General features: G+C 36.2%; 14 protein-coding genes and 1 other annotated feature. Of the genes, 11 read left to right on the forward strand and 3 right to left on the reverse strand.

Going from position 1 to position 14440, the window contains the following annotated elements; all coding sequences use genetic code 11:
* Positions 1-23: 23 nt before the first annotated feature.
* Positions 24-1256: an MFS transporter gene (locus AC0ONG_RS00775; RefSeq protein ID WP_000992543.1), complete on the forward strand. Its 1233-nt coding sequence runs from the start codon at positions 24-26 to the stop codon at positions 1254-1256.
* A 56-nt stretch (positions 1257-1312) separates the two neighbouring features.
* Positions 1313-1564: a helix-turn-helix transcriptional regulator gene (locus AC0ONG_RS00780; protein WP_002023181.1), complete on the forward strand. Its 252-nt coding sequence runs from the start codon at positions 1313-1315 to the stop codon at positions 1562-1564.
* 69 nt (positions 1565-1633) lie between these two features.
* Here the strand turns inward: AC0ONG_RS00780 and AC0ONG_RS00785 are convergent, their stop codons facing one another.
* Complete coding sequence (locus AC0ONG_RS00785) at positions 1634-2917, reverse strand: MFS transporter (protein WP_000738825.1); 1284 nt, start codon at positions 2915-2917, stop codon at positions 1634-1636.
* Between the two features lie 108 nt (positions 2918-3025).
* Entirely contained in the window at positions 3026-4339 is a 1314-nt protein-coding gene (locus AC0ONG_RS00790) for an alkaline phosphatase family protein (protein WP_149185662.1), read from the reverse strand.
* 154 nt (positions 4340-4493) lie between these two features.
* Between AC0ONG_RS00790 and AC0ONG_RS00795 the strand changes: the two genes are divergently transcribed.
* Together AC0ONG_RS00795 and proS are read left to right on the forward strand one after the other, a co-directional pair.
* Entirely contained in the window at positions 4494-4787 is a 294-nt protein-coding gene (locus tag AC0ONG_RS00795) for a YesK-like family protein (RefSeq protein WP_000383852.1), read from the forward strand.
* Positions 4788-4880: 93 nt separating this feature from the next.
* Positions 4881-5087, forward strand: a binding site (T-box leader).
* A 47-nt stretch (positions 5088-5134) separates the two neighbouring features.
* The gene (gene proS / locus AC0ONG_RS00800; protein WP_001040984.1) at positions 5135-6565 is read left to right on the forward strand and encodes a proline--tRNA ligase; all 1431 of its coding nucleotides are present in this window, start codon (positions 5135-5137) and stop codon (positions 6563-6565) included.
* Between the two features lie 113 nt (positions 6566-6678).
* Here proS and AC0ONG_RS00805 read toward each other — a convergent pair whose 3' ends face one another.
* The gene (locus tag AC0ONG_RS00805) at positions 6679-7647 is read right to left on the reverse strand and encodes an LPXTG cell wall anchor domain-containing protein (protein WP_474203506.1); all 969 of its coding nucleotides are present in this window, start codon (positions 7645-7647) and stop codon (positions 6679-6681) included.
* A 201-nt stretch (positions 7648-7848) separates the two neighbouring features.
* Here AC0ONG_RS00805 and AC0ONG_RS00810 point away from each other — a divergent pair, with 201 nt between their 5' ends.
* The 7 genes from AC0ONG_RS00810 to AC0ONG_RS00840 all read left to right on the forward strand — a co-directional run bounded on the left by AC0ONG_RS00810 (position 7849) and on the right by AC0ONG_RS00840 (position 14430).
* On the forward strand, positions 7849-8727 hold the full coding sequence (locus AC0ONG_RS00810) for an ROK family protein (RefSeq protein WP_000666114.1): 879 nt from the start codon (positions 7849-7851) through the stop codon (positions 8725-8727).
* 128 nt (positions 8728-8855) lie between these two features.
* Positions 8856-9452: a TerD family protein gene (locus AC0ONG_RS00815; protein ID WP_001121586.1), complete on the forward strand. Its 597-nt coding sequence runs from the start codon at positions 8856-8858 to the stop codon at positions 9450-9452.
* Between the two features lie 23 nt (positions 9453-9475).
* Entirely contained in the window at positions 9476-10060 is a 585-nt protein-coding gene (locus tag AC0ONG_RS00820; protein WP_000146729.1) for a TerD family protein, read from the forward strand.
* A gap of 85 nt (positions 10061-10145) precedes the next feature.
* The gene (locus AC0ONG_RS00825) at positions 10146-10724 is read left to right on the forward strand and encodes a TerD family protein (RefSeq protein ID WP_000236653.1); all 579 of its coding nucleotides are present in this window, start codon (positions 10146-10148) and stop codon (positions 10722-10724) included.
* A 72-nt stretch (positions 10725-10796) separates the two neighbouring features.
* A complete protein-coding gene (locus tag AC0ONG_RS00830) occupies positions 10797-11588 on the forward strand; it encodes a TerC family protein (RefSeq protein WP_000025702.1) in 792 nt (263 codons plus the stop codon).
* A 109-nt stretch (positions 11589-11697) separates the two neighbouring features.
* Entirely contained in the window at positions 11698-13329 is a 1632-nt protein-coding gene (locus AC0ONG_RS00835) for a YceG family protein (RefSeq protein ID WP_000492854.1), read from the forward strand.
* Positions 13330-13347: 18 nt separating this feature from the next.
* On the forward strand, positions 13348-14430 hold the full coding sequence (locus tag AC0ONG_RS00840) for a toxic anion resistance protein (RefSeq protein WP_001064413.1): 1083 nt from the start codon (positions 13348-13350) through the stop codon (positions 14428-14430).
* Positions 14431-14440: the final 10 nt, after the last annotated feature.

Raw genomic sequence — 14440 nt, forward strand, 5'->3', positions numbered from 1 at the left:
CGGTTTGTGAAAGGGGAATGAAAATGAACGCTTTATTTAAAAACCGAGCATTTATGCTCGTTATGGCATCTGATATTTTACAACAATTTGCAATTTGGATTAGAAATATGGCTCTTTTATATTTCATAATGGAGCGGACAAATAATGATCCAGTTTCAGTGTCTCTATTATCTGTCATGGAGTATGCACCTATCTTTATTTTCTCGTTCATTGGTGGTGCATTAGCAGATCGTTGGAATCCGAAAAGAACAATGGTTGCTGGAGATGTGTTAAGTGTACTGTCTATTATAGGAATTTTCGTATTGTTAAAATTTGATTATTGGCAGGCTATATTTTTTGCAACACTCATTTCCGCGATTGTAGGTCAGTTTTCTCAGCCCTCATCTTCGCGTATATTTAAGCGCTATGTAAAAGAAGAAGAGGTAGCAAATGCGATTGCATTTAACCAAACATTACAGTCATTATTTATGATTTTTGGACCAGTTGTAGGATCAATTGTGTATACACAACTTGGCTTATTTACGTCACTATATAGTTTAATCATTCTATTTTTGTTATCTGCTATCGCTCTTTCGTTTTTACCAAAATGGATGGAACAAGAGCAAGTAGCGAGAGATTCATTAAAAAATGATATAAAAGAAGGTTGGAAGTATGTTCTTCATACGAAAAATTTACGTATGATTACGATCACTTTTACTATTATGGGTTTAGCTGTTGGATTAACAAATCCATTAGAGGTGTTTCTTGTAATAGAACGCCTTGGAATGGAAAAGGAAGCAGTTCAATATTTAGCAGCAGCTGACGGAATAGGTATGTTAATCGGTGGTATTGTTGCTGCAGTTTTCGCTTCAAAAGTGAATCCGAAAAAGATGTTCGTATTCGGTATGAGCATATTAGCGATGTCATTTTTAGTAGAAGGGCTATCTACATCATTTTGGATTACTAGTTTCATGAGATTTGGAACAGGTATTTGTTTAGCTTGTGCTAATATCGTTGTCGGTACGCTTATGATTCAACTTGTACCAGAAAATATGGTTGGAAGAGTAAACGGGACGATTTTACCACTGTTTATGGGGGCAATGCTAATTGGAACTTCACTAGCTGGAGGATTAAAGGAACTAACTTCACTAGTTATTGTGTTTTGTATAGCAATGGCACTTGTTTTATTAGCGATAGGACCAGTTCTACGCATGCAAATAAAGAAAGAAGATGTCGTTAATAAAGAGAAACTAACAAATTCGTTAGCTTCGAAATAACTATTTTAAGGGAGCAAAATTGCTCCCTTTTTCTTTGAGGAACTTTTGACAACTATATGAGCCAATTATATACTGATGTTGTAAAAACGATTTTACAGGTTAGGAGCAATGGTGTGAAAAATCAAATCTATGAATTACGCACTGAAAATAATATTTCACAAGGCGCATTAGCTGATAAATGCAAGGTTTCTAGACAGACGATAAATGCAATTGAGAATAATAAATATGATCCAAGCTTAGCGTTAGCATTCCGTTTAGCTGAAGTATTAGGAACAACTGTTGATAAATTATTTTTGTACAAGCAGTAGAGTCGTTTATTATAAGGCGCACCGTTAAAAATAAAAAAGATCCTCTTCTCATGAGAAGAGGATCTTTTCTTATAGTGTTTTAGTCTTTGGACTAGGTGGTGTAACGGATGTATTATTTTCTGGAACTCTAGTTAATAAGAATCCACCGATAATAAACAGAACAATAATACTAAGAACACCAGCGTTTGTTTTTCCTGTTAATTGCGTTGTAACACCGACTAATACCGGGCCCATAATTGCGGCAAACTTACCAAAGATATTATAAAATCCGAAGAATTCATTAGCAGATTCTTTTGGTACTAGTTTTGCAAAGTATGAACGACTTAGTGCTTGAATACCACCTTGAGATGTAGCAACTAACATTGCTAAAATCCAAAAATCAAGTGTCGTTTTTAAGAAATAAGCATATATGCAAATGATGATATAAATAATGATACCGACATATAGCATTTTTTTACCTGTAAATGTTGCTGATAATTTTCCATATAATAAAGCAAATGGACAAGCGACAATTTGTGTTACAAATAATATGATTAATAGATTCGTTGCACCGATACCGAGATCTGTTCCGTAAGCGGTGGACATGGTAATAATTGTATCGACCCCATCAATATAGAAAAAGTAAGCGATTAGGAACATGAATACAGTTTTATATTCTTTAATATTTTTAAAAGTAGCAGCAAGGCGTTTGAAGCTCATTGTAATTGGTCTAGGGTGACGTTCAATATAGTGCTTTTGCTCTACGTTTTTTAGCATTGGAATCGTAAATAACCCCCACCAAAGAGCTGTTATCGCAAATGAAATTTGACTAGCAATACCAACAGATAAAGGGATAGTTCCTTTTTGAGAAAGAATAATAAGAGCGATACAACCGATGAAAGGAATAGTACTCCCAATATAGCCTAATGCGAAACCTCGCGTAGAAATTCGATCCATTCTATCTTCAGAAGTGACATCTACTAAAAATGCATCATAAAAAATGTTTGCTCCAGCAAAACCGACTAAGGCGAGCATATAGCATCCTAATAATAAGTACCACTGAGATGTTGGAACGACTGCTAACATACTTGTAAATACGATGCCGAGTCCAAAGAAGAATGTGAAAAATCGTTTTTTAAATCCTTTATAATCAGCAACTGTGCCGAGAATAGGAGCAAGTATAGAAATTAAAAGTGTAGCGAACGAGTTTGCATATCCCCAATATGCTGTTGAAGTTGCCCCGGATAGTCCAGCTTCTTTTGCAGCTGCTTTAAAGTAAATTGGAAATAATGCAGTTGTAATGACGAGCGAATATACCGAGTTCGCCCAATCGTATAATATCCAGCTTTTTTCTTGTCTGGACATTTTTTTCATATAATGTTCCCCCTTAAATTTGTTTTACTAACAGTGTACAAAAATAAAAATTATAAAAAGAGAAACAGTGATGAATTTTACATAACTTTTACATATATACACAGTTCTTTACAATTGGAGTAAATCCTCTACAATTGCTCCGTCTGTTTCACCTAAGTGTAAACCGAGTAGTCTAGCGATAGTTGGACCTTCATCAATAAGCCTCATGTACGGGACGGTAACGCCGCTTTTTATTCCTTTCCCAGCAGCGATAAAAATTGTTTCATAGTTAGGTTTTGTTGGAGAGTATCCATGCGTACCAAATGTATATTTTTTACTAGGCGTAACATCTTTTTCAGTAATTTCTTTTATAAAATCTCCTGTATAGTTTTCAGTGAAATAATAACCCTCTTGTGCTTCTAACATAAATAAACAATTACCATCTGCACCGCGGTCTTTCGCAGCTTCATCATGAAGTATAAATTCAATTCCATTCTGTTTATTTTGCAGCAGTTCTTCAAGGAGTAGTTGTACTTCTCGAATTGTATCCGTATCATTTTTGTCTTTCACATATACATAGGCAGAGCCATCACAACTTTGGCAATAGGCTTTCCAGTCTACTAATTTGCCTTTTTTATTAAGAGATATAAGTCCTCTTTGATGGAATAGCACATTTAATTGGATGGATTTGTTTTCACTTAAAGCGCTATGATCACCAAGGGCAATAATTGTACTTTCTTCGTATAGATCACTGTCTTTTAAAGTTTGAATAATTTTCCCTAGCCGCTCATCATGTCTATGAATTGCAGCTATTGTTTCGTTAGATTCAAAGCCATGATAATGTCTTTGCGTGTCTAAATCAGTGAAATGTACGAACATAACATTAGGCTTTTTCGTCTGAATGGTGTGTACAGCAGAGGCGAGGACGAAATTATCCAGCTCTGGTTGTGATAAACCATTTCTTATATGGCCGAAACGACGATTTAAATCTAATTGGTATAGTGGGCTACCGCTAAATAAGGAAACTAACACTTGATTTTGCCACGGTCTATTGGGGAAAATTTCTGGTAAATTGTAATCAATGTTTGCTCTCCCAGTAACAGGCCATAGAAGGGCAGCTGTCGTTAAATTTGCTTTACGTGCTTCATCATACAATGTTGTTCCTTTTATCGATTTTCGGTACCAATGCCAATCAGGTGATTCACGCCCTGGTTGAAGTAACGTATTGCTAACAACACCGTGCTTGTTAGGGTAATTACCGGTTACGATTGTTGAGTGGCTTGGATATGTTACAGAAGGATAAATTGGTTCTACTTTTTCGACAACCGTGCCCTTTTTTATTAGAGATTGGAAATGAGGTAGTTTTTGTAGTATAGGAAAATCTAAAGCTGATAAACAGTCGAATGATAAAATAATGACGTGGTTTGTTAATGCTTTATCCATAAAGTTCCCTCCTGATTATATAAAACCTATTATTATATATTACTATTAATACCTAGTAATAAAAATATATTTTTAGGTGGAAATTCATTATTTATTTTCAGAAAAAATAAACATATAATTAAGTATAAGGGAATCTATGGAAGGAGGAAACACTATGGATTGGTTAGATGGATTTGGTATCTTTTACATCATTGGCGGAATCACGATTATCCTTGTATTTGCTATTTCATATTTACTAAAGAAACGGTTTCCAGACAAACAGTTCGATATTATATTTGCACTTAGTTTAATACTTCTTTGCTTAGCGTCCTTTCCCGTTACAATGATGGTTATTGGTGGGTGGGAAGGAATGGGATATGGATTTATTGGTTTCTTCGTTCTACTAGGGACACTCATCGGTATGATTGCACATCAACTTGTAAAAATCTCTCGAAAAAGCTACGTATAAAACTGCAAAAAACGAAAAGAATATATAATAATAAGAAAATTAGCTATTGTTTTAAAAAAGAATTTGTATTATGATAATCAACAAATTTATTTCGTTATAACGATGAAAAAGGACTAGTACATGTTCAACCTTTTTAGCAGAGAGAGAATCCGCCAGGCTGAAAGATTCTTAAAAAGGCAATATGGAACCTGCCTTTGAGTTCTGCATATGCAGCGGGAATTTCCCGTTATCAAGAAGAGAGCATATACAATTTTTGTGTATGAATCAGGGTGGTAACGCCGGCAAAGCTCGGTCCCTATTTAGGGACGCGGGCTTTTTTGTATTTTCTAGAAGGAGGAAGACTGACTATGGCAAAAGAACAAGTGCAAGCCATTACGAAGATGGAAGAGGACTTTGCGCAGTGGTATACCGATATTGTAAAAAAAGCCGAACTGGTTGATTATTCAAGTGTAAAAGGGTGCATGATTTTACGTCCATATGGTTATGCCTTATGGGAGAATATGCAGAAGGTGATGGATGAGAAGCTAAAAGAAACTGGCCATGAAAATGTATATATGCCAATGTTTATCCCAGAGAGTTTATTGCAAAAAGAGAAGGATCATGTTGAAGGGTTTGCTCCTGAAGTAGCATGGGTTACGCATGGTGGAGATGAAAAGTTAGCGGAAAGACTTTGTGTACGTCCTACATCTGAAACTTTATTCTGTGAGCATTTTTCAAAAATTGTGCAATCCTATAATGATTTGCCAAAATTATACAACCAGTGGTGTTCAGTAGTTCGTTGGGAGAAGACAACTAGGCCATTCCTTCGTACGACAGAATTTTTATGGCAAGAGGGTCATACAATCCATGAAACAGCAGAAGAATCGCAGGCTGAAACATTAAATATTTTAAACTTATATGCTTCTTTCTGTGAGGATTATTTAGCGATACCAGTTATTAAAGGACAAAAAACAGAAAAAGAGAAGTTTGCTGGAGCAAAGGCAACTTATACAATTGAAAGCTTAATGCATGATGGGAAAGCACTTCAAACAGGAACATCCCATAACTTTGGAACGAATTTCTCTGAAGCATTTGATATTAAATTTTTAGATCGTAACGGTAAGTGGCAATATGTACACCAAACATCTTGGGGTGTATCAACAAGAATGATAGGTGGGCTAATTATGGTTCATAGCGATAATAATGGACTTGTAATGCCACCAAAAGTTGCTCCAGTGCAAGTTGTTATCGTACCAATTGCTCAGCATAAAGAAGGAGTTTTAGCGAAAGCAACAGAGTTACAAGGATATATTCAAAAAGTTGCACGCGTGAAAATAGATGCTAGTAATAAAACACCGGGCTGGAAATTTAATGAGTATGAAATGAAGGGCATTCCAATTCGATTAGAAGTTGGGCCTAAAGATATTGAAAAGAATCAAGTTGTACTTGTAAGAAGAGATACGAAAGAAAAAGAATTTATATCAATGGATCAATTAGAAGAACGTATTCCAGCACTACTTGAGGAAATTCATGACTCTTTATTTAATAAGGCAAAAGTATTTCGCGATGAGAATACGTATAGTGCGACGAATTTTGAAGAGATGAAACAAGTAGCTGATGAAAAGCAAGGATTTATTAAGGCAATGTGGTGCGGAGAATTAGCTTGTGAAGAGAAACTAAAAGAAGAAGTTGGAGTATCTTCACGTTGTATGCCTTTTGAGCAAGAGCATTTAGCTGACGAATGTATTTGTTGTGGTAAAGAAGCTAAACAAATGGTGTATTGGGGAAAAGCGTATTAATAATCCTTCTGATAGGTGATAAAAAGGACTTTAGGCTGCATAATAAAATGCAACCTAAAGTCCTTTTAGTTTTTACAATTTATTTCATGTATTTTTTAGTGGAAGGATGTGTTTTATTTTGCGTTTTTACGGCGAATAAATAGTAACATACCAATTAGGAATGTTGAAAGCCCCATTAAAATAGATGCAGGATAATGTGTTGCCGTATTCGGTAACTTATCGCCTTGTTTTTTCGCATTATCTTTTACATTGCCACCTTGAGAGCCGTTTCCACTGCTATCGCCTTTAACACGGTTACCGCCCTGAGAGCCATTACCACCTTGAGAACTGCTATCGCCTTTAACACGATTACCGCCTTTAGAGCCATTGCCACCAGAGCCATTGCCACCAGAGCCATTGCCACCAGAACCATTGCCACCAGAGCCATTGCCACCAGAGCCATTGCCACCAGAACCATTGCCACCAGAGCCGTTGCCACCAGAGCCGTTGCCGCCAGAACCATTGCCACCAGAACCGTTGTCGCCAGAGCCACTGCCACCAGAGCCGTTGCCACCAGAGCCGTTGCCACCAGAACCGTTGTCACCAGAGCTACTGCCACCAGAACCGTTACCGCCGGAACCATTGCCGCCAGAACCGTTACCACCAGAGCCGTTACCGCCGGAACCGTTGTCGCCAGAGCCACTGCCACCAGAGCCACTGCCACCAGAGCCGTTGCCACCAGAACCGTTGTCACCAGAGCTACTGCCACCAGAGCCGTTACCGCCGGAACCATTGCCACCAGAGCCGTTACCGCCGGAACCATTGTCGCCAGAGCCACTGCCACCAGAGCCGTTGTCGCCAGAGCCACTGCCACCAGAACCATTGCCGCCAGAACCGTTGTCACCAGAACCACTATCGTTCTGAGAACCGTTATTTCCTGGAGGTTTATTATTATCCTTTGAGTTTCCTTCTGCAAAATGATCACTATTTTGTACAATAGCGTTTGTTAATGGGCGGAAGTTTTCAGTTGCAGCATTACCAATATTTAAACCGCTAAAAAAAGATAAAGAGAGTGTTGATGCTAAAATGAAGATTTTCGTCATGGTTTTCCTCCTAAGAAATTAATATTCCATCTAAAATACATCCCTTTGTAATATTTCTTAGGAAAAAGAGTTTTATGCAAAAAAAACTATATATAGAAAAAGGTGGTGTATTTCTCAAAGCAGAAAAGAGTTAATGTAGATTTCCTACAAATAGTAGAGGCGGAGAATTTACATTCAGAACGGTAGAGGAAGTGGCAGTAGATGAAAGAGTATATAGCGTTTGATATTGGCGGTACGCAAATTAAGTATGGCATTGTTTCAGAAATAGGGAGAGTATTAAAGCGTAAAACAGTTGCAACAGAAATTCATTTAGGCGGAGAACAAACTATTCAAAAACTTATATATGTATCAAAAAAAATAATGAATGAACATACTATTGCAGGAATTGGTATTAGCACCACGGGGATTGTTGATATTAGTAAAGGAATTGTGACGGGAGGTGCGGATCATATTCCGGGATATCGTACTATTCCTATTATTGATAGATTGCAAGAGATATTAAAAGTTCCAGTATCGATTGACAATGATGTGAATTGTGCAGCGTTTGGAGAAAAATGGAATGGTAGTGGAAGAGAGAAAGAGAACTTTATTATGCTCACCCTTGGAACAGGGATTGGGGGAGCGATTTTTATAGACGGAGAATTGTACCGAGGGCATTCATTTAGTGCTGGTGAATGGGGGAATATGTTAATAGAAGGAAAACCGTTTGAAGAGGTTGCCTCGATTTCAGGATTAATTCGTCTTGTCAGAAAATATAAAGGCAAAGGTGAGTGGAATGGGAGATTAATTTTCGAGTTGTATGATAAAGGAGATCGGGAAGTTGCTCAAGCAGTTAGGATCTTCTTTAAACATTTGGCAATCGGAATTAGTAATCTTGCTTATATTTTCAATCCAGAAAAGATTATTATTGGTGGAGGAATTACCGATAGAGGAAATGAGTTTTTAAAAGAAGTAAAAGAAGAGGTCAGTAAATACTTAAATCAAGAGATTTATAATAATTGTGAGATTGAACTTGCACAAAACGGTAATTGTGCAGGAATGATTGGTGCTATTTACCACTTCTTACATCATCATAAGTAAATTATATGAATGTTTTCATATAACTGAGAATTTATCCTTTTTATCGCTAGGTAAATAATGCTACAATATAAGAGAAGAATACAATATTTTCCGATTTGGAAAATGCTTTGTAGAAAGGGAGAAACTTCATGCCTATTATTTTAGAAAAAGGTCAAAAGATCGATTTAACGAAAGGACAACCAAAAGTAGCAAAACTACAGGTTGGCTTAGGCTGGGATCCAATTGGGCAATCAGGTGGATTTCTGTCTTCATTATTTGGAAGTAAACCAAATGTAGATTGTGATGCATCTGTTGTTATGTTAGAAGGAGATCGTTTTTTAAACAAAAATGATTTAGTTTACTTCGGAAATAAACTTTCTACTTGTGGTAGTATTATTCATTCAGGAGATAATTTAACAGGTGAAGGCGCTGGTGATGACGAAACAATTTTCGTAGAATTACATAAAGTTCCGAGCCGTATTAATCGTTTAGTATTCGTTGTAAATATTTATGACTGTGTAAATCGTCGTCAAGATTTCGGGATGATTCGTAATGCATATATTCGTATTCAAAACCCGCAAACTGGTGAAGAATTAGCACGCTATAATTTATCGGATAATTATGCTGGCAAAACGACTCTAATTGCAGGTGAAATGTATCGTCACGGAAGTGAATGGAAGTTTTCAGCTGTTGGAGAAGGCACACAAGATAAAAACTTAAGTGAGATTGTATCACGTTATCAATAAAATAAACCGAGGAGGAATTGAATATGGCATCAATTTCATTGAAAAAAGGACAAAAGGTAGACTTAACAAAAACGAATCCGGGTCTTTCAAAAGTTCTTGTAGGACTAGGGTGGGATACGAATCGTTATGACGGACAAAACGATTTCGATTTAGATGTTAGTATTTTCTTAGTAGGCGCTAACGGTAAAGTTTCAGGTGCAGAGGATTTCGTCTTCTATAATAACCCAAAAGGTGCGAATGGTGCTGTCGAGCATTTAGGAGATAACCGAACTGGCGAAGGTGAAGGCGATGACGAATCGATCAAAGTAGATTTGAAAAATGTACCTGCACATATCGAACGTATTTGTTTCACAATTACAATCTATGATGGAGAAGGTCGTAGCCAAAACTTCGGACAAGTTTCTAACTCTTTCGTACGTATTTTAGATGAAGAAAAGAATGCAGAATTAATTCGTTACGATTTAGGAGAAGATTTCTCTATTGAAACAGCCGTAGTAGTAGGTGAATTATACCGTCATGCAGGTGACTGGAAATTCAATGCAATCGGAAGTGGATTCCAAGGTGGATTAGCGTCTCTATGTAATAACTTTGGTTTAGACGTAGAGTAATAGATTTAATTTATATATCCATCGGTGAAATGTATGTTTACCGATGGATATATTTTTAAAGATAAAAATATAGAGGTGAATATAGATGGTTATTCAATTACAAAAAGGACAGAAAATTGATTTGGGTAAGACAAGCCCTGGTTTAACAAAAGCAGTAATTGGTCTTGGATGGGATATTAAATCTTATGACGGTGGATCAGATTTCGATTTAGATGCATCTGCCTTTTTATTAGATGCAAACGGAAAATGTACGAAGGAAACTGATTTTATCTTCTATAATAATTTACAGTCTCCTTGTGGATCTGTTTTACATACAGGAGATAACCGTACAGGTGAAGGTGAAGGTGACGATGAGCAACTTGTTGTGGACTTAAAGAAAGTTCCAGCAGATGTGCACAGAATTGCTATTACAGTTACGATTTATGATGCAGAAGGCCGTAGTCAAAACTTTGGACAAGTAGGAAATGCGTTTGTTCGTTTAGCAAATGAAGAGACGAATGAAGAAGTTCTTCGTTTTGATTTAGGGGAAGATTTCTCCATCGAAACAGCAGTTGTCTTTTGTGAATTATACCGTCATAATGGACAGTGGAAGTTTAATGCAGTAGGAAGTGGATTCCAAGGTGGTTTAGGTGCGCTTGTAAGAGCGTATGGCTTGGATGCATAGAAAGGAAACGATATTCGTTTCCTTTTTTTGACCTTTCTATAAATCTAGCAAAGAATAGGGGATAAAGGTAAGATGAGTATTTTGCAAGGAATCCTTGATACGTATGCTCAGTTTTTCGACTTGGACATGTGGATTAAAGTGTTGCAAGATCCAGTATCTTGGGGATTAATAGGTACACTTGTTGTACTTGAAGGTTTGTTATCTGCCGATAACGCACTTGTGTTAGCAGTAATGGTAAAACACCTTCCGGAAGAAAAACGTAAAAAAGCATTATTCTATGGACTTATTGGAGCTTATGTGTTCCGCTTTATTGCGATTGGAATTGGAATGTTCTTAATTAAATTATGGTGGGTAAAACTTCTTGGTGCACTTTACCTTGCTTGGTTATCAGTAAAATACTTTATTGATAAGCGTAAAGGTGCAAGTGAAGAAGACGAAGCTCACGGTATGAATCAAAACAGTATTTTCTTTAGAATGTTCGGTGTCTTCTGGGGAACAGTTGCGATGGTTGAATTAATGGATATCGCGTTCTCTGTAGATAGCGTACTTGCTGCATTTGGTGTATCTAATGAAGTTTGGATTTTATTATTAGGCGGAATGCTAGGTATTTTAATGATGCGTGGTATCGCTGGTGTATTCTTAAAATTGTTAGAGCGTATTCCAGAGCTTGAAACGACAGCATATATTTTAATCTTAATTATCGCATCGAAAATGCTATTGTCTCTAATTGATATTCATATTAGTCATACACTGTTCTTCATTATTTTAGTTGTAGCATTTGGAGCAACATTTATAATTCACTACATGAAGAATTCTGGACAAGCTAAAGAAGAAGTTGCAGCTACTAAAGAAGACAATAAATAATTGAAATGGGTTTGCTCGTTTTACGAGCGCCCATTTTTTATAACCAAAAATAGTTTATAATAGAAGAAAGATTTAGAAAAAACGTAAATGTTTTTGGAGGTGAACTGTTGTGTTTTCACGTTTTACACTTCAACCATATGCATTAAAAGATGAATCAGATTTAAAGCAATTTGAAACACTTTTAGAAAAACGCCCACAATATGAGCTGACAGAGAATGAAATGAAATTTAGTTATATAGCATGTCGAATCCTTGGCGTTCCTAATGATGTAGATGAATATTTTAATGAACTGTTTGATTATAGTGAAGCGAAAGGAATCGAAGTTTTACACGAACAAAATTTAAACAAAGTGATTGATTCGGAAAAGCTTCGTCATATTCAAGAAGTGTTCGGATTACATCAAGAAGCACCAAATGGTCTGACAGTAAATAGGCTAGTTGCACACTTATCTGGGAAACAACTTTTACCGAAAGTAGACAATCCTGATTTACAGCATTACATACATGCGACGTTCATTTCAGTATTGAAATTATATGAGAAACAACATAATCAGTCGTTAAAGACAGAAGGTTTCCGTCGTTTCTTAATCGACATAATTAAACTAAGCGAAAATTACGTAGCGAAGTGGTTCTCTACGATTAATTATAAGAAACAAATGCCGCGTATCGTTTGGTATGGTGATGCACAGGAAAGCCGTATATATTTCTTATATTTTCTTATTATGCTCGGTTGTGATGTGCTTTATTATCACCCCGAAGGAAAAGATGGATTTGAAAATATTGATGAAGAGGGAAGAACTTTTGTTGTATCTCATCCGGGTCGCATTTCGCTTGAACCATTCCCTGATCGTCGACGTGAGCGTGTTGCAACAGTAGCGTATCAAGCTTCGAAAGAAATTGAACAAGTACTTCACCACGATAATTCACTATTATATAAACCGTGGCAATTTCGTTCGTATACACCTGTAGCACGTACGTTAAAAACGACATATGATGAACTCTTTTTAATTACGAAAGAAAAGGCATTTGTACGTCCAACATTCTTTGTTGAAAATAAACATATTTATATTCCTTCTTTATTTGCGAAAATATCAGGCGTTTCAAAGAATGATAAAGAATATTTTCAACGATTAAAGGTTGTTACATCATTTGATAACAGTTTATTAATTAATACATTCCCATTTACGAAAGAGCAAAAAGCAAATTTCCAATATCATTATCGAGATGCATTGGACCGAGCTGGGAAATTACATCCTGATCTAATTATGAATAGCCATTGGTGGCCGCATAAGCGTTTACCGGAAGGTTTACAACATGGGATTGCAGAGGCGATTATCCATACGTGCGAAAGTGAAATGTGCAAACCAATTGCGAAAGAAACGAAACAAGATGTAGCACTGTATGTTTTCGCACAACTTTCTCAAATACCACCTAATATTTTAGAACAGCTTGAGAAATTTGATTATTCACAAGATGTACCGAAAATTGTTATATTTAATAATGAGAAGAGTGGAGAATTAACTCGTTCTGACGCTGTTTTATTACTATTTTTGAATCAAATTGGAGTAGATGTATTCCATTTCAATCCCACGGGCAGAAACGATATTGAACCGTATGTTGAAGCAGGAGCATTCGATTCCCATTGGCTTGAAGAAGTTAATTTCGATCTTGAGTTTCATGGTTCATCAGCCTATAAAAATTTATCACAAACAATAAAAGGACTATTTCGTCCATTTTTATAAGGAAAGGGAGAATACCATATGAATAACCCAGTCGTACTAGATTCGAAAACTGAATTGAATGAGCAAACCGCACAAGATGTTCGCTTGCAACTTAGACAAGATGCAGATGTGCAACGTATTTATAACGCAGTAGATATTAAAGATCAACTGGAATTAATTGAACTTGGAAAAGAACCTTCTATGGAAATTTCACGTTTCGCTGATCAAATTTTACATACAATGTCTCTATCAAAGATAGAAGATTCTGGTGAATTGTTAAAGCAACTTGGTAAAATTATGGACAGATTTGATAGTAAAGACTTTGCGGAAGAAAAAAGTGGTTTCTTCTCGCGCATGTTCAAAAAAGCGGATAAAATGATAGAACAAATCTTTAGTAAATATCAAACGATGGGCCGCGAAATTGATAAAGTTTATGTGGAAATTACGAAGTACCAAGATGAGATGAAAAAATCAATTGGTACGTTAGATGGCTTGTATGAGCAAAACTTAAAATATTATTTAGACTTAGAGAAGTATGTAGTAGCAGGAGAAATGTTATTAGAGCGTTTAAATACAGAATTAGTTCCGATGTATGAAGAGCGCGTGCGTAATAATGATCAATTAGCAGGTATTGAATTAGAGTCGCTTAAAAACTCGGTTGAAATTTTAGAGCAACGTATTGATGATTTAGAAAAAGCTCGTATGGTTGCGCTACTTACAGCACCACAAATTCGCATGATTCAACGTGGTAATAATAAATTAATTGGTAAAATCAATACAGCATTTATTACGACGATTCCTATCTTTAAAAATGGTATCATTCAAGCAGTAAATGCGAAACGTCAAAAGCTTGTTGCAGATTCTATGGCTGAACTTGATCGCCGTACAAATGAATTACTTAAGAAAAATGCACAAAATATCGCAACGCAAAGTGTAGAAGTAGCGAGATTATCAGGTTCTTCTAGTATTAAAATGGAAACACTTGAGGAAACTTGGAACATTATTTCAAGAGGTATGCAAGAAACACAACAAATTGAAGAACAAAATAAACGTGAGCGTGAAGAAAGTCGCAAGCGTATGGCTACATTAACAGAGAATATCAAAAAAGAATTACAAGGATAAATGAAAAGGC

The organism is Bacillus sp. TCT6, assembly GCF_056033845.1.

Bases quoted from the DNA above. Each gene is read 5' to 3' on its own strand.
- AC0ONG_RS00830 (WP_000025702.1), top strand. From the start codon at position 10,797: ATGAGTATTTTGCAAGGAATCCTTGATACGTATGCTCAGTTTTTCGAC.
- proS (WP_001040984.1), top strand. From the start codon at position 5,135: ATGGCAAAAGAACAAGTGCAAGCCATTACGAAGATGGAAGAGGACTTT.
- AC0ONG_RS00775 (WP_000992543.1), top strand. From the start codon at position 24: ATGAACGCTTTATTTAAAAACCGAGCATTTATGCTCGTTATGGCATCT.
- AC0ONG_RS00780 (WP_002023181.1), top strand. From the start codon at position 1,313: ATGAGCCAATTATATACTGATGTTGTAAAAACGATTTTACAGGTTAGG.
- AC0ONG_RS00805 (WP_474203506.1), bottom strand. From the start codon at position 7,647: ATGACGAAAATCTTCATTTTAGCATCAACACTCTCTTTATCTTTTTTT.
- AC0ONG_RS00820 (WP_000146729.1), top strand. From the start codon at position 9,476: ATGGCATCAATTTCATTGAAAAAAGGACAAAAGGTAGACTTAACAAAA.
- AC0ONG_RS00840 (WP_001064413.1), top strand. From the start codon at position 13,348: ATGAATAACCCAGTCGTACTAGATTCGAAAACTGAATTGAATGAGCAA.
- AC0ONG_RS00815 (WP_001121586.1), top strand. From the start codon at position 8,856: ATGCCTATTATTTTAGAAAAAGGTCAAAAGATCGATTTAACGAAAGGA.
- AC0ONG_RS00795 (WP_000383852.1), top strand. From the start codon at position 4,494: ATGGATTGGTTAGATGGATTTGGTATCTTTTACATCATTGGCGGAATC.
- AC0ONG_RS00790 (WP_149185662.1), bottom strand. From the start codon at position 4,339: ATGGATAAAGCATTAACAAACCACGTCATTATTTTATCATTCGACTGT.
- AC0ONG_RS00810 (WP_000666114.1), top strand. From the start codon at position 7,849: ATGAAAGAGTATATAGCGTTTGATATTGGCGGTACGCAAATTAAGTAT.
- AC0ONG_RS00825 (WP_000236653.1), top strand. From the start codon at position 10,146: ATGGTTATTCAATTACAAAAAGGACAGAAAATTGATTTGGGTAAGACA.
- AC0ONG_RS00785 (WP_000738825.1), bottom strand. From the start codon at position 2,917: ATGAAAAAAATGTCCAGACAAGAAAAAAGCTGGATATTATACGATTGG.